The organism is Neobacillus mesonae (assembly GCF_001636315.1).
In the GTDB taxonomy this organism is placed as follows: Bacteria; Bacillota; Bacilli; order Bacillales; family Cytobacillaceae; genus Neobacillus; species Neobacillus mesonae.
In genome coordinates this window covers 5,077,295-5,096,738 of the sequence record NZ_KV440949.1, presented here as the reverse complement: position 1 = coordinate 5,096,738, position 19,444 = coordinate 5,077,295, and the positions used below count along the sequence as shown (strand labels likewise).

Sequence of the window (19,444 nt, the reverse complement as noted above, 5' to 3'; positions counted from 1 at the left end):
AACGAATCCAATGGACCTTCCATACCCTTTTCTCTTTTTCTTCTAAAGTAATAGCATATCGCTCATCCACCATTTTTGCCCCTTATGAAAATTTATAAAACCCCCATTACCTTTTTCCCACTGATCAAAAAGAATAATAGATAGCCTCTTTTCAAAATTGTGAAACCTTATTAAATTTGAAACGTATCTTATAAATAAAAGTTGCAATTAAAGTCGGCACGAGATTCATTAAATTCCCCTGAAGATTAAGTTGCAGCTGCTGCTCCTCAAATGTCATCTCATCATAAATTTCATTATGCGATTTATTAAGTTTCTTAAACCGTTTCTTCGTTTCTCCAATATTAGCGTATTGTATCGGAATCATAATAAGGCAATAAACAGCATAAACGGAGAGGCAGACAAGCAGAACCAAATCCATACCGCATTCCCCTTTCCCCTTTCCCAAATAGAGTTCCTTATAATATTTTATCCAAAGGGAGAATAGAGCTTTCTCCCTTATTTATTTTTTAAAAAATCAGCGGTTTATTTTGATTACCATGCCCGTGGAAAATTGTTCAAATCCCAACGTTTCATAGTAAGGCTCCAAGTTTTCCACACACATTAGCTGCGGGATGACCCGATGCTGTTCACAATGGGCAATCACTCTTTGCATCAGCTCTTTGCCGATCCCTTTTGATTGATAAGGTGGTGAAACGCCTACTCCACATATCACTCCAGTAATGACACCATCGGAAATAACCCGTGCCATCCCCACCAATTGCTGGGCATCGAAAGCATAGACGGCGTACCAGCTTTGTTTGCACATGCGTTCTAACTCTTCAACGGTTAAATTTAAAGAATTCCATCCTAATGATTCATATAAAGTCTGTACAAGTTGAAAATCCTCGGGCGGTTGGGCTGTATAGTTAATTGTTTCTTCCATAAAGACTCTCCAAATTATCTTAATATATTCGGTAAAGAAAAATATAAAATAAACAGTGAAAAAGCAAGAATAACCTTAAATTTATTTCTCTTCCACATGTAACTTATGACTGGGACCACTGTTAAAATCACTAAAAGGACCGCAATCTGAGATAGGTATGGAATATGGAAAATAATGTTCACGGCAAATGCATAAAGACATACTCCAGTTAACAACTCCGATAATACCCTTAATGGTTTTTGCTTAAAGGAAGTCTTTAGTTCATTCCAATCAAATTCCTTAAAAAAATCATAAAAAAAATAAATGGTAAATAGCAAAAAGGCAGTTATGTTAAAAAGCAGCATAGAATTTTTCCTTAGTAAATTTCATAAAAAAACCAATCCGATATTTCCCCGCCCATTTTCTTGTAGAGGGTTTGAGCAGTCGTATTATCTTTAGCCGTCTGCCATGTCATTCCAGCAAAATGATTCGCTCGAACGTAATCCAAACATGTTTGAAAGAGCTTTTCGCCCACTTTTTTACCTCTTGCATTCGGGAGCACAAATAAATCATTTAATACAGCTTGTCTTTTTACATTCAGCGTACTAAACGTAAAATATAACGTGGCAAATCCGATTAATTCCCCATTCTCCTCAGCGACAAACTGCAGACCGCTTGATGGATTCTCCTGCAAATGCTGAATCAATCCCTTTAACTCGATTTCCTTTGGTTCCGGACGCTGATAAAAATCAACGATGTACTGTCTCATCAATTCGTATAATTGATTAGTATCATGATTTACGGCTGGTCTAATCTTGGTCATTTATTAATCCTCCGAAAATTAGCATTATTATAAAATCATTATATCATGGTATGTTCTCCTGTTTTTGGAATTAATCATTTTTTCTTTTGAAAAATACAAAAATTATAACAACTATTCATGTATAATATTGAAAGATAACTGCATGAAAACCTTACTAACTATTACTATTACTATTACTATTACTATTACAATATATTGATGCACGTGAACCGTCCCCGTGCATCAAAAAGGAGCATGGTTAATTTGTCCATTTTGTTAAAAGAGATTACACAAGAAAATTGGCAGGAGTGTATAGGGCTGCGGGTTGCGTCACATCAGAGGTCGTTTATTGCTCCTAATGTTTATTCGCTGGCGGAGTCGAAATATGAACCGTCCTTTGTTCCTATGGGGATTTATTTGGATGACAGAATGATAGGGTTTCTTATGTATGGAAAGGATCCTGAGGATGGAACATATTGGATTATTCGGCTTATGATTGAAGAGACGATGCAGGGAAAAGGCTATGGCCGAATGGCTTTGACTGAGTCCATTAAACTGTTAAAGAGTTTACCTGATTGCAGCCCATCGATAATTTTGGGTGTTCATGAATCCAATATGGATGCACAGCGTTTTTACGAAACTTTCGGCTTTAAAGATACCGGGCGGAGAGAACACGGTGAGCTTTTGTATGAATACGTGATTAGTTGATTATTAGAAAGGCTTTCTTTGAAGGATCCATATTCGAAGAAAGCCTCTTTTTTCCAAAAAAATCATTTATAATTTTTATGCCATGAAATCATGTAGGTCATAATTTGAATGAGTGGGAGCAGTGAAAAGACAATAATGGGATAATACGGAACTGTTTTTAAAATAAATGGATAAAAGAGCAGCAATACAGTTATGACCGGAAATGAATACATCATGCTGATATATGCAGCCCTGCAAGCTCGAGCTGTGATTAACTGCTCACGTTCATCAGTTTCCTCAAATTCATCAGGCAGCCAAAACGACTTCGTATCTTTTTTCTTTTTCCGGTTAGACAATACTGTCAAGAATCCACCAATTACAACAAAGAGAATGAAAGGAAAGATATTGACCTCAAAAAGAAAACCCTGTGTTGTATCTTTGAAAAATGAAGCGATATCGAGGGATGCATTATAAAATGACGACATCACCCAGCCAAATAAAACCAACAAAACAATCATAATGGAACCACTGCGTACAGTGTTCATTCTTCATCATCCTCCAAATAAAATATTTCTTCAATTGGCAGCTGAAAGGTTCTAGCAATATTCATGGCCAGCATCAATGATGGCACGTAACTTCCCTTCTCTAAAGCAACAATCGTTTGCCTGGTTACATTTACACGTTCCGCAAGCCCCCCTTGTGTTAAGTCATGTCTGGCCCGTAATTCCTTTACGCGATTTTTAATCATCATAAAAGATACCTCTATTTCCATTTAATTACTTTATATTGTAAAGTAAAGTATTCTTTTTGTAAAGTGAACTTTACATTTTTCCGCTAAAAAAATTCCCAAATTTCAACCTCGTAACTTGGGAATGACTTGAATTATTTATAATTGTTTAATCATATTGTACCACTTTACTCCGCCGTGCTCAGAAGCAGATATACCTTTATTGGTGTAGCCGTGCTTTTCATAGAATGGTATTAAGTTTTCTTTACAGGTAAGTGTAATGGTTTGGCGTTTGTTTTGATTTGCTGCTTTTTCTATATGGTTCAGTAGCATGGAAGCGATCCCGCGGCTTTGAAATGCAGGTGAAACTGCTAAGCCTAAAATACTTTGATGGCCGCCAGTTGCAGGATTTCGCTTTATTTCATGGAAAAGATCATCCGTTATGTATTCTTGGGCAATGACCGGGCCATTTACCAGACCAGCGACCTTCCCTTCTTCCTCAGCTACGAAAAAACTATCCGGAGTCATTTGAATTCGCTTTTCAAACGCCTCCCTCGTCGCCGCTTCCTCTTCTGTAAAACAAAGTTGTTCAATCGTTACTAGTTCCGGCAAATCTGTCATTTTTACATTGCGAATAGTTGTCATAATCCTATCTCCTATTTTTGTGAAAATTCTGCTCTATTTTAATTTTAAACAATGTTCCTAAAATAGTTTAGCAAATTTTCATTTAATCAAGAAAAAGAAGCACTGGAACTGAAATGCCCCTGTGCTTCTTTACATTTTATAGCTTAATTATTTTTACATATTCCGTTTCTTTTATGAAAATTGTTTTGTACTGGGCGCTGCCGTTTGGGTCTTTGTATAATACGATGCGTTTGTTAAAATTGTCTTCCACTATCTGCGTATGATATTTTGTTAAGTCAACTTTAGCGGCAAGTGTTTGATATTCTGGAAGTTTTGTTACATCCACTTGGTTGTTGTAATAGGCCTTGTAGTCTTGTTGATAAAACGTCTTATTTTGCACTGCAGCATCTGCATGATTTCCATTAACTGCATATGCCCCTCCAGCTAACATCACTGCACCTACTGTTGTTACTAAAAATGTTTTCATGATCAAATCTCTCCTTTAGTGGAATATTTTTCTTGCTTAATTACATCCTAAAGGAGTTAGATGAGAGATTACTGAGAAAGAAATGAGAGTTTCATTAAAAAGCAAATCAAGATAGAAAAGCTCTAGATAATAAAATTATTATTTCTCCATTACGGCGAAGTAGTTGTTTTCGTTGTCGGCGAAGTTGAATACTCTGCCGCCTGGCATGGTTACGATTTCGCCAACGGTGACATTTTTCTCTGTAAAGTCTTTATATAGTTGATCTAGATTTTTTGTGAAAAACATCAAGGATGGTGTGCCGAGGTTTAATTCTGGCTGCATTTTGGCAATTAATTCTTTATTATGAAGAACAATGCTTGTTGCCGCTTCCTTTGATGGAGCTATTTCGACCCATCTGAAACCTTGTCCGTTATTTTGTTCAGAAATAACTGTAAATCCAGCTTTTTCCGTCCAAAACTTCACTGCCTCATCCTGATTGTTTACGTACACCATAATTTGACCTACTTGATTGATCATTAATTACACTCCGTTCTTTTTTTAAAATTTTAGCAATTATTCAGGAAGATTAAACTGCCATGAAACTCCAAACTGGTCAACAATCCAGCCGAATTTTTTACTGAAACCATAATCACCAAGCGGCATGAGTGCCTGTCCGCCCTTTATTAATTGCTCATAATATCGATCTAATTCATCCTCTGTATCACAAGTAATAAAGATGGAAAAGGACGGAGTAAAGGTAAATTCATGCTTTATGTTGCTATCCAAGCACATGAATTCCTGTCCCTTTAATGTAAAAACGGCTTGTAAAATACTGGCCGCTTCACCTGATTCATTACCACCATTACGAGTGATGCTGGTAATTTCTGAATTATCGATAACAGAGATATAATAATTCATCGCTTCCTCTGCTTGTCCTTGAAACATCAAAAACGGCGTAACCTTTGACATGACAACATCTCCTTTTAATTATCAACAAACTGCGACTTGTCTCACTAAATTTTAACACATTTACTAATTTTTAATCCAATGCCAAAATACCGGGTTGCTGGTGAAGCACAAAATTGTCGAGACACAGGGACGGTTCACTTGCTTCATGAGGCAAGTGAACCGTCCCCGTGCATCACTTTAGATAATAAAATTTATTGGAGTCATAATTACTTGTTCCTTCATAAGATATCAAGATATGAAAGGAGTGGATAGATCTGAAGAAAGTTATTTCCGTTTTTTTATTTGTTGCTATGCTGTTCGTTTTGAGCGGCTGTCAGCTTTTCGGGTCATCAGCAAAGAAAGAATCCGAAAAGGATACATCTAATAATCAAACAACCGCACCTGCCACAAACCCAAGTGACCAATCAAATAATACTCCATCAGACCAAGGGACACCGGCTTCGCCATTACCAGCTCCGCCGCCGTCAACGCCATCTACACCATCTACACCACCACCTGCCCAAGAATCATCTGACCCTGCTGAAATATACGGTATTTACGGGTTAATGGAGGAATATAATAATTTAGTAGGAAATAAGCATGGGATTTCCATGGAGAAAGCAAAGCTGTACACCGAGGATGCTGACTACGCAACCTTCTCCATCACATTATCAAACGGAAATGGCTTGGGTATGGTGGTAGTGAAAGAAACGAAAAAAGTGAAGGTATTTTCCATTGTTTCCGTAATATCAAGTAATGCGGACTACGATAAATTATATAAATCAGCCGCTGTACTTCTCATGTATATTGACCGAAACGTTACAGAAGATGTACTCACTGATATCCTTACTCAGCTTGGTTACGGAAAACCAGTAGAGCAAATCAACTTTTCATATGAGTCAAGCGACCTAGAACTGACGACGGAATATGTTGCATCCAAAAAAGAGTTATACTTTGATGTCTATTATAAAAATAATTAGAAAAACAGCCATTTCTCGGCTGTTTTTCTATTTGTTTTTTAGATGATTGAAACAGGAAAACCGTCACCATGCTTTCTTATATATTCTTCTAGTTTTATGTTTAATTCATGGTCTAGTGTAGCTGTAGGTGGTAGGTTGGCTGTTTTGTATCCTAGTATGGATTTATTGACGATTTCTTTTATTGCTAGGTAGAGCGGCTGGCTGAATTCATAGATGGACATGAGGGATGAAATCTTTTGATGTAAGCTGAGTGCACCTTTAAAGTCTCCTGTTTTAAATGAACTGTATAGTTGAACAGAAAATTCTGGAGCAAATACAGCTGTGCCGTTAATTGCACCTGCTGCGCCAATTTGCAGGGAAGGAAAGAGCAAATCATCAAATGCTGCAAATACGGCAAAGTCTTCCCTTATTTCTTTCGTCTCTGAAATGAGCTGTCTAATATGTCCTAAGTTTTCAATCGTATCTTTAATTCCAATGATATTCTCACAGTTTTGTGCAAGTTTGGCTACTAATTTCGGAGAAAGACTTTGACCTGTAAGCATAGGAATATTATAAATCATGACAGATATTTCAATGCTTTTAGCAACTGCGGTATAATAGTCAAAAAGCTGCACTTCATTAAATTTCCAATAGTACGGAGAAACAACGAGTACCCCGTCTGCCCCTGATTCCTGTGCATGCTTTGATAAATCGATTGTGTCTGTCAGAGAAGTAGTCCCAGTACCGATTAACACAGGGACTCGATGATTAACATAAGCAACCATTTTTTCTACAAATCTCTTTCTCTGCTCAATGGTTAAGGAAGAAAATTCTCCAGTACTTCCCATATATAAAATGCCATGAACTCCCTTTGTAATCAGGAAATCTGTGAGCTGTTTATTCGCTTCCCAGTTGAAATCTCCATCATTATTAAATAAAGTTACCACTGGCGGGATTATCCCGTGAAAACTGACCTTCTCCGGTTTCACTTCAACATCACCCTTTTAAAAAATGTTTTTGAAAAACCATTTTATATATTGGCACAGGAATCTAATTCTGGTTACATGACCTCTTTGCTATGCTGCAACTTTACCGGATTGGACAATTTACCGATTGAGGAAATCTCAATTTCTATTTGGTCATTCTCTTTAAGCGTAAACTCATTTGGAGGTACAATCGAAGTACCCGTTAGGAGTACGGTACCATCAAATACTTCATTGTCTCTAATCAGGAAAGAAACTAATTCTTCAAATCTCCTTTTTAACTGAGAAGTATTAGCAGTTCCTTCAACCACAAGCTGATCAGCCCTAAAAATACGACAGATAAGTTGAAAATTATAGGGATCTTCAACCGTTTCGGCGAGGCGAATAGCAGGACCAATGACACAAGAATTTCTCCAAATTTTCGCTTGTGGAAGGTAAAGAGGGTTATCTCCCTCGATATCCCGGCAGCTCATGTCATTCCCAATAGTATATCCAACAATCCGTCCGGTCTTTGAAATGACAAGACCCACCTCCGGTTCAGGAATTTGCCAAGTAGAATCGCTTCTTAAATATACAGGTGCATTCGGGCCGATGGTTCTGGCAGCAGTTGACTTGAAAAAGAGTTCCGGTCTTTCGGCATCGTATACCTTGTCATAGCATGTTCCGTTATCTAATATTTCACTCGAAGTTTCATAGTTTCTAGCATCCCTGCTTTTTTCATAGGTAACACCTGAAGCCCATACCTCGGGAGCAACAATTGGAACAAGAAGCTCCAGTTCATCAATCTTTTCCTCAAGAGGTTCCATAACCGCTATTAAGCTCTCAATCAGTTTAAGTGCTGTAACCCCAACTAAGTCCGCTTGATTCACAAGTTCCATGAAGCCTGAATAAGGTAATGGATAAATTTCCCCTTGATCGGTGACTGCACCGAGTACGGAAGATGAATTCTTATTTAAATAACGAATAATTCTCATATTAACCCCTCCAGTTTTATATGATAAAACTCTGTTTTATTATTTAAACAAAAAATTGAGACGTGCTCGTTTAATATAGCCGCTACTTTATAGGTAAATGCATATTATATCCTAATTCTCTCGATATTTTTACCGAAGCATCTTTAAGCATTTCAACTGTCCTTTGAATTTTTTCTTGATCTAAACTTGCTGAATGCTGGGACATGCTCATGGCTGCTATGACAGTACCCGTGTGGTCCCAGATTGGGACAGCAATGCAGGTAATGCCCGGTTCATTTTCTTCTTTATCAATTGCGTAGCCATTTTCTTTTACTTTTTCAAGCTCTGTCAAAAACAGCTTTTCATCTGTTATCGTATTAGGTGTTTGCTGGACATAGTCATAATCTTTAAGGACTTCTTGAAGTTCCTTACTACTTTTATTTGCCATAAGTGCCTTTCCTACTGCACTGCAATGAACTGGAATTCTTCTTCCAATCCGAGAATATAGAATTGTGGCAGAAGTCCCCTCCACCTTATCAATATAAATTCCTTCTTTACCATCTAAAATCACAAGATGAACCGTGTTTCCTGACTTTACGGATAATTCAATTAAATACTTTTTAGATACAGTACGAAGATCCAGTCTTCGTATGACAAGATTACCGCGTTCGAATAATTTCATTCCAAGTCTGTATTTACCATTTTCAGGATTTTGTTCGATATATCCTCTATGCTTAAGTGTTTGTAATAATGAATGAACCGTACTTTTGTGAAGCTGCATTTTCTCGCTAATATCAGTTATTTTTATTTCCTGTTCGAATTCATCAAATAAATCCAGAATACGGAGTGCACGGTCTACTGATTGAATAATTAACATGTTCCTCGCCCTTCCAATCAATTTTTGTATGATATATTTTACCATACTGATAGGAATAGTAATATGTGTTTTCCAAGGGATTAAATGGGGCACTTCCGCATTTCGATAGCAGCCATTGACCATCACTCCTACCTAATTTTGTATATCCTGAAGTTTGGTGCTTGATAGGTCAGCTGAATTTACTTTATAGTCATATTCGGCTTCCTCCGCCACTGGAAGCGGAACTACACCATTTGCCGCATCAGTATGTCCTGACAACCGGTTGCTTGGGGCAACACGCCGCTGGCGCTTCCGAATGGATTGCAGCCTCTTTTCACCAAGTTCTTTTCTAACGTTTTTAATCTCGTCGAATTGAAAAGAAAGGTTCCCTTTTTGAAATTCCTCTTCAGACAAAAAGTCAATGCGTTTGTTACGAAGTCTCAAATACAGCACATCCCCTGTTTTCAGATAAAGAATACCGCCTCCATTCTTTGCTTCGGGTGTCATGTGTCCGATTGCGGCGCCATAAGTAACCCCGGAATAACGCCCATCACTTATTAGCGTTGCCAATCTCTTCAATTTACGGTTGGCATTTATGTGCTGCATCGGCGTAAACATTTCCGGCATTCCAAATGCTTCAGGTCCCTGCCCAGAGACAATCACGGAAATTTTTAAAGCACCCTTATCCGCCATAAAATCAAATAGCTGATCATAATCCAAATCGCTTCCTTCATCAAACAGTTCAGGAGCGTTATGCTTTAACATCGCCTGCATTGTTTGTAAGTTAAAGCTGCGATTATGTTTTAATTTATCTAATAGGTCTTCTTCTAAAAGACCTTCATTGGCACTGTGTTCATCATCGTAAAAGAGGATAAATGATGCTTTTTGATCAAAGTTGTCTAATTGAGGTGTCGTCATTCCGCTGATCTTTACAACTGCACTTTCGAAAAAATTTCCTTTTAACACGTCTACACCGCTGAATGACCTTCTTGGTTTTGAAAGAATAATAGGATTATTCTCTACTCCTGCAGCTGGCAAGCCTTGTTTATGAATGAGCCGTTCCTTCCAGGTTGTCCCGGTAACAGTAGGTGCATCAATAACCATCGGAACCCCATTTTCCAACAGTTCATAGAATAACGTTTCCATCCCTTTAATTTTTCCGCTGCAGCATTGCATGGCAAGAGTATAAATATCCCTGTCTTCTGTTAAGCTGTAGTTAAACAAATCCGGGATTGGTGCCTCGTTGTGAATTTTATCGTATTCCCATAAATCAAATTTATATCCTCCGTAAAGCATGGCTGCAACGATATGCATCATTAGATTTGTGGAGCCCCCGGATGCGCTATGAATTCTAATAGCATTTTTAATATTCGCAGCCATTATATTAGCAGTGCCAAACGCGGGGTTATTAATCATAACAGAAAAAGAATCAATTACCTCATTAATTTCTTCCTGTGTTGGCGGGGCAGTTAGCAGTTCAACTGCTGGATGCACAAGACCCATCCCAGCCACTAAATGGCGGGAGCTGTTACCTGTTCCGTTAAAAGCACACACTCCTCCATGTCCGTCGCAGGTGGCAACGGCTAATCTCTTTTCGTAATATTCGTGCTGTTGCTCCGAAATAATTCCCCTATCTTTCGCTCTCTCAAGTACACCTTGAAATGCCGTATTAGAAGAACATTGTAAAATATATGATAGGGCATCACGTAAATCAAACGCAATGTCCTCTACTCCCTGTCTTTCTGCCAAAAGTGCAACCTCTTCCAGTTCAGTGAAAAGGTCTCCCGGTATGGTTCCACCTTTTAGTACATGGGCAGGGGCAAATGTAGCAAAAAACGGTGCCTCATTTCGATATCTGCGAATCCGATCCAAATGAGCAAGAGCACTAACAACACCTAAAGGTTGTTTATCACATCCCTGAATAACAAATGCACCATGATAGCTATGAGCTTCGATTTGGTTTACAACCATTTGCGCCACAGCGTTCCGGCTTTGCAGGGAATAACTCATGCCTTGATTACTCTGAGCCGTACCATCACACATGACTGGGGTTGCAAATTGAAAAGGAACACCGCCATTTTGCCAAATTCGAATGGCCGCTCTTGCAGTTGTTTGAAAGTCCATAATATGGGCAGGATGATCCTGCGACCCTCCAATTATCGCAATTCTTGGTGCATTATGATGAAGGCGGTCATATATCTCTTCTAAAGACCAGTCGGGCTGTACTCCTTTCATTTCGCTATGGAGGATTTGTTTGGAACGGTCCAACAATCCAGCAACACAGATTGGTTCATTTGCTTTACCTTGAACATTATCTCGATATGGATTTACCTTGTTCTCAATATTGGGGAATTTCACCATCGATTCAAAACCTCCTATTTTTCCCATTTTTCTATTACGATAATTCCATAAGGGCTGGTTCGGTTAATATTTCAATAGATTTTAAGCTTTTCGCTTCCTCCAGCATAGCTTCGGAGACCCAGATTTCCTGTATTTCCAACGTATTTTTAATTCGAACCAATCTTACTTTGCTCAAATCAAAGGCATTGCACGTTTTAATGGCTGCTTTTACCGCCAGTTTTTCATTGTGTAAAATCATTGGCAGCTTAACAACTTGGGTAACTGTACTGGTTAAGGCATTAGCATACCCTTTTTCCAAAATAGTTTGTTCCATTACTTTTTTTGTAGATATGTCGGCCATTCCTATTCCATTTGCATTGCCATGTGTTTTCTTGGTTAATCCCAAGACCGCAATTCTTGCTACTGCAGGTCCTCCGCTAGCATATGGTGTTGCGTAACGACCAGTAATATTTGGATCCATTCCATCGCCCGAAATATCCTTGCCAATTTCATCTACTACAAGAACATCAATGGGATCAAACATAATTCTCGGCATGAGGCTTTTTGCTTCCTTTAATAACTTCGGCTCACGATGGATTAATTCTTCAGCTGGTATGGCCACTATTTTTGCCGGTCGCTCGTAAGCATTCTCCATAGTAGCTAAGCCAAAAATAATCGGGACTCGTTCGATAGCTATTTTTGCCATTTCTATAACATGCTCTGCCATATATTTAAAACTAAAAGCATGGGCGGCCTCTGCCCCTTTTTGTTTTCCGAGACCGATCGTAATCATTTTCATTAATCCACTCTCCACTGGTCCGCGAAAAGCTGTATGGGGCTTGATTCTATTTATAACAATTACTTTATCTGCTCCAAAAGCATATTTGTCCATATAGATTGGAAGATTGTTAGGCAGTTTGCCAATCTCGACAACTTCCATCGTTGCTTGAATAGGCGCACCAATTGCCGTCTCTGTTACTCCCAGCTGTTCTAGCACATCCATTTGACCTTGAGCCGTGGCACCGCCATGACTCCCCATTGCCGGAACAATAAACGGAATGCCCCCCACGCTTTTTACAACGTTAACGGTTTCCCTTACCAGGAGGGGGAGCATTGCTACTCCCCTTGAGCCAACTGCAATGGCTACTCTTTCTCCTGCGCCAATTCTATTAAGGACTCCGGCTGAATGTATCGCTTCATGTACAGCCTGTGGTACATTTTCAATCTCCGGTGCATGAAAATGTTGTCTTATCTTCACCATTCGTGGAATTTCAATGTCATGCAGGAGCTCTTCAATAATCTTCACTTACCTCATCTCCCAAAAATCTCTTCCCTATTTACGAACTTTCTCAATTTCCGCCATCATTTCATTTACGAGATCCTGACCGAATTTTTTGGCGTAATCATCAATAACTGGCTGAATAATCTCTTTCATTTTTTGTTTTTCTTCAACAGAAACTTCGTTTACTTTTGTTCCAGCAGCCTTTAGCTCTTCAACAGCTTTTACATCTTCTTCACGGCTTAGCTGGCGCTGATAAATACCTGCTTCAACAGCTGCTTCCTGTAAAATCGTTTGTTCCTTTTCAGAGAGTCCGTCCCAGAATTTCTTGCTGACCAGGAAGACAAACGGAGTGTATACATGGCCTGTCAAGCTTAAGTAATCTTGGACTTCGTTAAATTTGTTTGACTTGATCGTTGCAAGCGGGTTTTCCTGGCCATCTACCGTTTTACTTTCCAAAGCAGTAAATACTTCTGAAAATGCCATCGGTGTCGGATTTGCTCCCAATTTTTTAAATGCATCGAGATGAACTTCATTTTGCATCGTCCTGATTTTTAACCCTTTGAAATCGTTGGCTGTTTCAACAGGATGTTTACTATTTGTTAGCTGACGAAAACCATTTTCCCAGTACCCTAGGCCAATTAATCCATGTTCAGGCAGCTTATCAAGGAGTTTTTGGCCGATCTGTCCATCCAAGACCGCATCTGCTTCTTCAGGAGTATTAAATAGGAATGGGAAATCAAATATTCCAAATTCCTTAATCATTCCAACTAAAGGAGATGTAGATGGAATGGTAATTTCTTGAAGACCCCCCTGAAGTGCCTCCGTCATTTTTTGGTCATCTCCAAGAGTCGCACTGTAAAACGGCTTAACTTTTAACTTCCCTCCGCTTTTCTCAGCAACTATTTCACTGAACCTTTTAAGTCCAAGACCTTCCGGATGGTCTTCATTCAATCCGATTCCAGCCTTAATGGTTCTTTCTTGAATGCCTGAGGCTTTTTCACCGCCTGCTTTACTGCTGGTTGAAGCAGAACTGCATGCACTCAGCAGCAGCATACCCGGTATGATTATTCCAACTCCTAATTTTTTTAGCCAGCTCTTCATCTACATTTCCCCCTTATCTTGATCCTTTTATTTTGAAATAGTTTCTTGACTAACGTTTTTCATCAAGTTTGTATGATTCTTTACCTCTTGATTAACCAGGTATTTTGGATATTTTATATTGATTAGAACATCCATGATGCCCATCGCTGCCTTTGTCCGCATTTCGGCCTCTGCTTCCTCGGAATACCATGCAACATGTGGTGTTAAGATAACATTATCCATCGTTAAAAATGGGTGCTCCTTGTTAATTGGTTCTTCTGTCATCACATCTAATGCTGCGCCAGATACTACTCCGCGCTTAAGCGATTCCAATAATGCATCTTCATCAATAACAGGTCCCCTTGAAGTATTTATAATCAAAGGAGTCTTTTTCATCCTTGCAAACAGTTCTTTGCCCAGCATGCCTTTTGTAGCTGGAGTTAACGGGGCATGAACCGAAATAATATCTGACTGTTCCGCCAGCGTATCTAGTGAAACAAGAGTAATACCTTTTTCCGTTGCTTCCACTGCTGGAAAATAGGGATCAAATGCAATGATATGAAACCCAAATTGCTCTGCCTTCTTCGCAAGTGCTTGGGGAATCCTTCCAAAGCCAACAAGACCAAGCGTTTTATCACGCAGCCGATAGATTGGCCTAGTCACTTTAAAATCCCAATTCCCCTTTTTTACTTGATCATTTGCAACAACCACTTTGCGTACCCAGGCAAGGATCAATGCCAAGGCATGATCCGAAACCTCATCCATACAGTAATCAGGTACATTGGCTACACAAATTCCTTTTTCTGTAGCCGCTTTTATATTGATTGTATTGACACCGACGCCATATCTTGTAATTACCTTACAGTTTTCGAGCGCATCCATTACCTTCTTGCTTAGCGGTGCATACTGATTAATGATTCCGTCCGCATCTTTGCATGTATAAATCACTTCATCTTCCGTCCGGCAATCAGCTGCAATAAGTTCTATATGAGATGATTGATTTAATACGGCTTCTTCATACCGAAGGTCCTCAAACTCCCAATCAGTCACAACAACCTTGAATTTCCGCAACCTTTTCACTTCCAATCATAATTTAAGTTAAAAATTTTAGTGGAACCATAATGATGGATGGGAACAGGATCAATAGCACCAGAACAAGGATATGAAGTAAGACAAATGGCCAAATTCCTTTGGTTAATTGGACGATATTGATTTTACTGACCCCGCAGCCCACATATAGAACTGTTCCGACAGGCGGCGTAATTAAACCGATACACAAGTTAATTACCATAATAATTCCGAAATACACTGGATCAATTCCCGCAAGCTTTACAAGTGGTAAAAACACAGGTGTAAAAATTAAAATGGCTGGCGTCAGGTCCATGACAAGCCCGACAGCCAATAAAATCAAATTAATCAAAAGCAGCAGCAATAATGGGTTATCGATTAATCCACCCAGAAGTTCGGCCATTTGACCTGGAACATCTGCCACGGTAATCAGCCAAGCAGAAACCATTGCTGCAGCTGCAACGAACATTACGACAGCGGTTGTCTTTGCTGCAGCTACAAGAACGGGATGCAGATCGCTCAATTTTAATTCTCGATAAACAACAAGTCCGACAAACAAGGCATAGAAAGCTGCAACCACAGCTGCTTCAGTAGGGGTAAAGATTCCTCCTCTTAAACCGCCAATAATAATGACAGGGAGAAACAAGGCCCAAAGCGCTTCTTTAGTAGCCTGCATAATTTCTTTTAATGAATGCTTTTTCGGAAGTTCACTTTTATCACGCCGAGCAATAAATGCCCAAACGATAATCAGCCCAAATCCCATCATGATGCCCGGAATAATTCCTCCCATAAATAACTGAGTGATCGAAACACCTGCTGTTACCCCATAAATAATCATTGGAATGCTAGGTGGAATAACCGGAGCAATAATGCCAGATGCACAAATTAAGCCGGTGGAACGATTAACATCATATCCCCTGGCAATCATCATTGGAATCAATATTGCACCGAGAGCAGCCGTATCAGCCACTGCTGAGCCTGACAAACCGGCGAACAAAACACTGGCAATAATAGCAACAAACCCTAGTCCGCCTCTTATATGTCCGACAAGTGACATAGCAAATCCGACAATCCGTTTGGAGATACCACCTGCGTTCATCAGTTCCCCAGCCAGAACAAAAAACGGAATGGCCATCAGCGAAAAATTATTTGCTCCATTAATAAGATTTTGAGCAACAATTTGAGCATCCATCATATCTAAGGCAAACATGATAGAAACGCCGCAAAGAATTAAAGCAAAAGCGATTGGAACTCCTAATGCCAATGATCCAAACAGTGATCCAAGAAATACACCAACCAATTGGTTTTCCTCCCTTTGCAGAATGAAATCTTTTAAATGTCATGATTCTTATTGTTTAAATACTTCCTCGGTGGAAGAAATCATGGTAAGATTTGAATCGGTTTTTGAAGTAAATGTTTGGAACATTCTGATAATAACGATAGCAGCCATTGACAAACTAGTAACAATTCCAATTCCATATAGATAGGCAAGTGGAAGTCCCGTTGCCGGTGCCGTACTATTCATATTTAATAACGTCATTTTCCAGCTGCCGACAAGAAGCAGCCATAAAACATATAAAACTAATAAATTACTAATTACAAATGCTATTTTTTTTAATTTTGGCGGCAGGGCATTTACCACAAGATCAACCCCAAGGTGCATATTATCCTTTAGACAAGCAATTGCACCAAGAAATACCATCCACACAAATAGGAATCTAGACATTTCCTCCGACCATGTTATCCCTGAATTGAAAATATAGCGGAGAATAACATTTCCAAAAACCATTATTGACATTGAAGCAAGTGATAAAGAGATGCATACGTTCAGGATTTTATTACATATTTTGCTTATTTTTTGCAACAAGGATCCCCTCCTTAATCAGCTTCAGATTTAATTCTTTCAACTAAACCTTTAGCCCAATCAAATTTTTGATAAATTTCATCATATAAAGGCTGTGCTGCCTTTTGCATATCATCAGAGAATTCTTTAGATGGAGTAGTGAATTTAATACCATGTTTTTCGAGGAATTTTTTATCATCTTCATAGCTTTTTTCCAGCAATTGAAATTCATATTCCGCAGCAATCTTTGATGCTTTTTCGATGATTTGCTGCTGATTCTTTGATAAGCCCTTCCAGAATTGACTGTTAATAATGTAGATGTTTGGACTGAACATATGCTTAGATTCCAGAACGTCGCTTTGAACTTCATACCAGCCCGATGCACGAAGGGTTGCAATCGGATTGTCCTGACCATCAACAACCTTTTGTTCCAAAGCCGTAAATATTTCTGAAATTGGGAGTGGAGTTATATTCGCCCCAAGTAATTTCCCAAGGGAAATATAGTTTGGGATATTTGGCATTCTTAAACGGAGGCCATCAAAATCCTCCATACTTTTAATTGGTTTATTGGAAGAAATCATTCTGAAGCCATTTGCACTCCAGGCTAAAGGTTTTACACCATGTTCCTCTTCGAGGTCAGCCGTTAATTCTTCCCCAATAGGGCCATTTAATACGGTTTTTACATGGTGAAAGTCCTTTAACAGGAATGGCCACTCTGGTACCGCCATTTTGGGGATGTCGGCCTGCATAATTAATCCAGGGATACCCATTTCAATCGTTCCGTTTCGGACGCCATCATAAAATTCCTTCTCGGCGCCAAGCGTACTATTAGGGAATATTTGAACTTTTAAGCTTCCTTTTGATTCTGCCTCTACTATTTTTTTGAATTTTTCCTTTAGCGCTATATTTTGCGGATGATCTTCCGCAAAATAGTTGGCCACTTTAATCGTTTTCGCAGCCCCTTCTCCTGACATTTCATCAGAAGCTGATTTTTCTGTACCGCTGCATGCAGAAAGGAATAAAGAGGCACCGAGGACAATAGCTGCGCCAATTGACAATTTTTTATTCATCTGACCAACTCCTATCATTAAATTAGGAACAATAGTAAGCGGTTACAAAGGATAGAAATCCTGATATCATATTCACCTCCACTTATTAAATTGTTTTATATTATAAAACTCAGTTTTGGATTATTGTGAAAAAAATATCTTTTTTTTAAATCGTTTTATAATATAAAACTCAACTTCATAATGTAAAACTTTCTATAGTTTATAATAATAAATAATTTTCAGACTTGTCAATAAATTTTCTGATTTTGTGCCTATTTACCTACTGATCGATTGGCCTTAAATATTTATCTTTTAGAATATTGGCTGAACGATTTAAACATAGAGGTGGGGTTCTCCTGTTCATAAAAATGAAACAGGAGAACCTTCCTATGCTTCATTTGGTTTGAGCTAATCTCCAAATCGCGAATTCTTGATTTTTGTGTTTTTCGGCAGCGGTTAGTCCCCCATTGGCGGTATCTATGATTAGCTTATAGATTTCCTGACCAATTTCATCAATCGTATTTTTGCCTTCGATAATTTTGCCGGCATTTACATCAATATGTTCTGACATGATTTCATAGAGCCTTGGGTTGGTTCCAATTTTGATGACGGGGACAATTGGCGAACCGGTTGGGGACCCTTTGCCGGTTGAAAATAAAACAATTTGTGCACCGCCTGCAGCAAGACCAGCTACTGATTCCACATCATATCCCGGTGTATCCATAAAGATAAAACCTTTTTCTGTTGGTTTTTCGGCATAGGCAATAACCTCCATTAATGTGGAGTTTCCTCCTTTTTTTATACAGCCTAATGATTTTTCTTCGAGCGTCGTCAACCCTCCGGCCATATTCCCTGGTGTAGGGTTGGCAGAGCGAATATCTTCGCCTGTATCCCGTATTCTTTCCTCGTACTCCTTTACAATTTTTAAGAAGGCTTCACCGACAGCAGGGTTTACCGCCCGATTGGCTAAAATATGTTCCGCGCCAATTGCTTCCGTCGTTTCCGCTAAAATACTTGTACCCCCGTCCCTAACAATTGCATCAGAACAAGCCCCAATTGCTGGGTTAGCCGTAATACCCGACCATGCATCAGACCCGCCGCATTCTAACCCGATAATCAATTCCGTTACATCTGCAATTTCCTTCTGTTGTCCTTTACTGCGCTCTACGGCTTTTTCCAGCCAAAGCTTACCTTCTCGAAGAATGTCAGTTATTGTTTTATCCTTTTGAAACGTAATGGAATGGACGAAACAACCCTCCTGACGAAGGGCTTCAACCATTTGTTCAGCTGGATCATCTTCACCCATCCCTAAAAGCAGTGCAGCGCTAACATTTGGATGCCCAGCTGTCCCTTTCAGTGTTCGAATGGTCTGTTCTAAATCTTCGGGGTATTGCGCTTTTCCTGCTTGGTGGGCTACCGGAATAACCCCTGGTACCAGCTGTGCTAATTTTTTTGTAAGACTGGCCAATTCACCAACTATATTAATAACAATGACATGATTCCTAACACCAATCGTTCCATTCGGTCTGCGGTATCCTTCAAAAGTTCTCATGGCAATTGCATCTCCCTATGAATACTTAATCGTTCTTCCTCTTTTAATCCCCGGACATTAAAAACATGAACATGGAATCCAGGCTGTATATCGTCAGTCGCAATCCCCATGCATTCTCCGTATTTAATGATTTTTCCACCTTTCGGAATAAAACCAACTGCTATTTTATGTCCGTAAGGGATTTTTTGCAATACTTGCACGGTATCCGTATCTCCTTGGATGGAAAGCCAGTTGCCTTCTTTAATTCCTCTTAGTGCCACCACTACATTATCTTTCTGATTCAATTTAAGCGCATTGTACTTTTTGTTCATTCTAATCCCTCCA

At 39.2% G+C, this 19,444-nt stretch carries 23 protein-coding genes; 2 read left to right on the top strand and 21 right to left on the bottom strand.

Annotated elements, in window-relative coordinates:
• Positions 1-151: 151 nt before the first annotated feature.
• The 3 genes from A6749_RS24025 to A6749_RS24010 all read right to left on the bottom strand — a co-directional run bounded on the left by A6749_RS24025 (position 152) and on the right by A6749_RS24010 (position 1,724).
• Complete coding sequence (locus A6749_RS24025) at positions 152-418, bottom strand: DUF3949 domain-containing protein (protein WP_066398071.1); 267 nt, start codon at positions 416-418, stop codon at positions 152-154.
• 96 nt (positions 419-514) lie between these two features.
• Complete coding sequence (locus A6749_RS24020) at positions 515-922, bottom strand: GNAT family N-acetyltransferase (RefSeq protein ID WP_066398065.1); 408 nt, start codon at positions 920-922, stop codon at positions 515-517.
• Between the two features lie 355 nt (positions 923-1,277).
• Positions 1,278-1,724, bottom strand: coding sequence for a GNAT family N-acetyltransferase (locus tag A6749_RS24010; RefSeq protein ID WP_066398059.1), 447 nt, complete (start codon positions 1,722-1,724; stop codon positions 1,278-1,280).
• A 243-nt stretch (positions 1,725-1,967) separates the two neighbouring features.
• Here A6749_RS24010 and A6749_RS24005 point away from each other — a divergent pair, with 243 nt between their 5' ends.
• Entirely contained in the window at positions 1,968-2,411 is a 444-nt protein-coding gene (locus A6749_RS24005; protein WP_066398057.1) for a GNAT family N-acetyltransferase, read from the top strand.
• 62 nt (positions 2,412-2,473) lie between these two features.
• On the opposite strand, the gene A6749_RS24000 is transcribed toward A6749_RS24005, so the two are convergent.
• From A6749_RS24000 to A6749_RS23975, 6 genes are all read right to left on the bottom strand, one after another.
• Positions 2,474-2,935, bottom strand: a complete 462-nt coding sequence (locus A6749_RS24000) for a hypothetical protein (RefSeq protein WP_066398054.1) — start codon at positions 2,933-2,935, stop codon at positions 2,474-2,476.
• On the bottom strand, positions 2,932-3,141 hold the full coding sequence (locus tag A6749_RS23995; RefSeq protein WP_066398051.1) for a helix-turn-helix transcriptional regulator: 210 nt from the start codon (positions 3,139-3,141) through the stop codon (positions 2,932-2,934). The genes A6749_RS24000 and A6749_RS23995 overlap by 4 nt, the downstream gene beginning before the upstream one ends.
• A gap of 135 nt (positions 3,142-3,276) precedes the next feature.
• On the bottom strand, positions 3,277-3,762 hold the full coding sequence (locus A6749_RS23990) for a GNAT family N-acetyltransferase (protein WP_066398049.1): 486 nt from the start codon (positions 3,760-3,762) through the stop codon (positions 3,277-3,279).
• A gap of 136 nt (positions 3,763-3,898) precedes the next feature.
• Positions 3,899-4,228 (bottom strand): hypothetical protein, encoded by a 330-nt coding sequence (locus A6749_RS23985; RefSeq protein ID WP_066398046.1) that lies wholly within the window; start codon positions 4,226-4,228, stop codon positions 3,899-3,901.
• Positions 4,229-4,366: 138 nt separating this feature from the next.
• Positions 4,367-4,744 carry a VOC family protein gene (locus tag A6749_RS23980; protein WP_066398044.1) on the bottom strand — a complete coding sequence of 126 codons (378 nt, stop codon included), beginning with the start codon at positions 4,742-4,744 and terminating at the stop codon, positions 4,367-4,369.
• 36 nt (positions 4,745-4,780) lie between these two features.
• Positions 4,781-5,176, bottom strand: a complete 396-nt coding sequence (locus A6749_RS23975) for a VOC family protein (RefSeq protein ID WP_066398042.1) — start codon at positions 5,174-5,176, stop codon at positions 4,781-4,783.
• Positions 5,177-5,466: 290 nt separating this feature from the next.
• Between A6749_RS23975 and A6749_RS23970 the strand changes: the two genes are divergently transcribed.
• A complete protein-coding gene (locus A6749_RS23970; RefSeq protein WP_066398039.1) occupies positions 5,467-6,135 on the top strand; it encodes a hypothetical protein in 669 nt (222 codons plus the stop codon).
• A 38-nt stretch (positions 6,136-6,173) separates the two neighbouring features.
• On the opposite strand, the gene A6749_RS23965 is transcribed toward A6749_RS23970, so the two are convergent.
• From A6749_RS23965 to A6749_RS23910, 12 genes are all read right to left on the bottom strand, one after another.
• Entirely contained in the window at positions 6,174-7,103 is a 930-nt protein-coding gene (locus tag A6749_RS23965; RefSeq protein ID WP_066398036.1) for a dihydrodipicolinate synthase family protein, read from the bottom strand.
• Positions 7,104-7,174: 71 nt separating this feature from the next.
• Positions 7,175-8,071, bottom strand: coding sequence for a fumarylacetoacetate hydrolase family protein (locus A6749_RS23960; protein WP_066398035.1), 897 nt, complete (start codon positions 8,069-8,071; stop codon positions 7,175-7,177).
• Positions 8,072-8,153: 82 nt separating this feature from the next.
• On the bottom strand, positions 8,154-8,927 hold the full coding sequence (locus tag A6749_RS23955; protein ID WP_066401151.1) for an IclR family transcriptional regulator: 774 nt from the start codon (positions 8,925-8,927) through the stop codon (positions 8,154-8,156).
• A gap of 132 nt (positions 8,928-9,059) precedes the next feature.
• The gene (locus tag A6749_RS23950; RefSeq protein ID WP_084797960.1) at positions 9,060-11,267 is read right to left on the bottom strand and encodes a dihydroxy-acid dehydratase domain-containing protein; all 2,208 of its coding nucleotides are present in this window, start codon (positions 11,265-11,267) and stop codon (positions 9,060-9,062) included.
• A 34-nt stretch (positions 11,268-11,301) separates the two neighbouring features.
• Entirely contained in the window at positions 11,302-12,552 is a 1,251-nt protein-coding gene (locus tag A6749_RS23945; protein ID WP_066398031.1) for a nickel pincer cofactor-dependent isomerase, group 22, read from the bottom strand.
• Positions 12,553-12,579: 27 nt separating this feature from the next.
• A complete protein-coding gene (locus tag A6749_RS23940) occupies positions 12,580-13,629 on the bottom strand; it encodes a TRAP transporter substrate-binding protein (RefSeq protein WP_066398025.1) in 1,050 nt (349 codons plus the stop codon).
• A gap of 27 nt (positions 13,630-13,656) precedes the next feature.
• Positions 13,657-14,679: a C-terminal binding protein gene (locus A6749_RS23935; RefSeq protein WP_066398022.1), complete on the bottom strand. Its 1,023-nt coding sequence runs from the start codon at positions 14,677-14,679 to the stop codon at positions 13,657-13,659.
• A gap of 22 nt (positions 14,680-14,701) precedes the next feature.
• Entirely contained in the window at positions 14,702-15,976 is a 1,275-nt protein-coding gene (locus A6749_RS23930; RefSeq protein WP_066398019.1) for a TRAP transporter large permease, read from the bottom strand.
• A 48-nt stretch (positions 15,977-16,024) separates the two neighbouring features.
• Complete coding sequence (locus A6749_RS23925) at positions 16,025-16,540, bottom strand: TRAP transporter small permease (RefSeq protein WP_084797959.1); 516 nt, start codon at positions 16,538-16,540, stop codon at positions 16,025-16,027.
• Positions 16,541-16,554: 14 nt separating this feature from the next.
• Positions 16,555-17,589, bottom strand: coding sequence for a TRAP transporter substrate-binding protein (locus A6749_RS23920; RefSeq protein ID WP_066397995.1), 1,035 nt, complete (start codon positions 17,587-17,589; stop codon positions 16,555-16,557).
• 373 nt (positions 17,590-17,962) lie between these two features.
• Positions 17,963-19,120 carry a UxaA family hydrolase gene (locus tag A6749_RS23915; protein WP_066397993.1) on the bottom strand — a complete coding sequence of 386 codons (1,158 nt, stop codon included), beginning with the start codon at positions 19,118-19,120 and terminating at the stop codon, positions 17,963-17,965.
• Positions 19,117-19,431, bottom strand: a complete 315-nt coding sequence (locus A6749_RS23910; protein WP_066397987.1) for a UxaA family hydrolase — start codon at positions 19,429-19,431, stop codon at positions 19,117-19,119. Before A6749_RS23910 ends, A6749_RS23915 begins: the two co-directional genes overlap by 4 nt.
• Positions 19,432-19,444 lie beyond the last annotated feature (13 nt).

Excerpts from the sequence above, each read along its gene's own strand:
- A6749_RS24025 (WP_066398071.1), bottom strand. The coding sequence starts at position 418 with ATGGATTTGGTTCTGCTTGTCTGCCTCTCCGTTTATGCTGTTTATTGC.
- A6749_RS24020 (WP_066398065.1), bottom strand. The coding sequence starts at position 922 with ATGGAAGAAACAATTAACTATACAGCCCAACCGCCCGAGGATTTTCAA.
- A6749_RS24010 (WP_066398059.1), bottom strand. The coding sequence starts at position 1,724 with ATGACCAAGATTAGACCAGCCGTAAATCATGATACTAATCAATTATAC.
- A6749_RS24000 (WP_066398054.1), bottom strand. The coding sequence starts at position 2,935 with ATGAACACTGTACGCAGTGGTTCCATTATGATTGTTTTGTTGGTTTTA.
- A6749_RS23995 (WP_066398051.1), bottom strand. The coding sequence starts at position 3,141 with ATGATGATTAAAAATCGCGTAAAGGAATTACGGGCCAGACATGACTTA.
- A6749_RS23990 (WP_066398049.1), bottom strand. The coding sequence starts at position 3,762 with ATGACAACTATTCGCAATGTAAAAATGACAGATTTGCCGGAACTAGTA.
- A6749_RS23985 (WP_066398046.1), bottom strand. The coding sequence starts at position 4,228 with ATGAAAACATTTTTAGTAACAACAGTAGGTGCAGTGATGTTAGCTGGA.
- A6749_RS23980 (WP_066398044.1), bottom strand. The coding sequence starts at position 4,744 with ATGATCAATCAAGTAGGTCAAATTATGGTGTACGTAAACAATCAGGAT.
- A6749_RS23975 (WP_066398042.1), bottom strand. The coding sequence starts at position 5,176 with ATGTCAAAGGTTACGCCGTTTTTGATGTTTCAAGGACAAGCAGAGGAA.
- A6749_RS23970 (WP_066398039.1), top strand. The coding sequence starts at position 5,467 with ATGCTGTTCGTTTTGAGCGGCTGTCAGCTTTTCGGGTCATCAGCAAAG.
- A6749_RS23960 (WP_066398035.1), bottom strand. The coding sequence starts at position 8,071 with ATGAGAATTATTCGTTATTTAAATAAGAATTCATCTTCCGTACTCGGT.
- A6749_RS23955 (WP_066401151.1), bottom strand. The coding sequence starts at position 8,927 with ATGTTAATTATTCAATCAGTAGACCGTGCACTCCGTATTCTGGATTTA.
- A6749_RS23950 (WP_084797960.1), bottom strand. The coding sequence starts at position 11,267 with ATGGTGAAATTCCCCAATATTGAGAACAAGGTAAATCCATATCGAGAT.
- A6749_RS23940 (WP_066398025.1), bottom strand. The coding sequence starts at position 13,629 with ATGAAGAGCTGGCTAAAAAAATTAGGAGTTGGAATAATCATACCGGGT.
- A6749_RS23920 (WP_066397995.1), bottom strand. The coding sequence starts at position 17,589 with ATGAATAAAAAATTGTCAATTGGCGCAGCTATTGTCCTCGGTGCCTCT.
- A6749_RS23915 (WP_066397993.1), bottom strand. The coding sequence starts at position 19,120 with ATGAGAACTTTTGAAGGATACCGCAGACCGAATGGAACGATTGGTGTT.
- A6749_RS23910 (WP_066397987.1), bottom strand. The coding sequence starts at position 19,431 with ATGAACAAAAAGTACAATGCGCTTAAATTGAATCAGAAAGATAATGTA.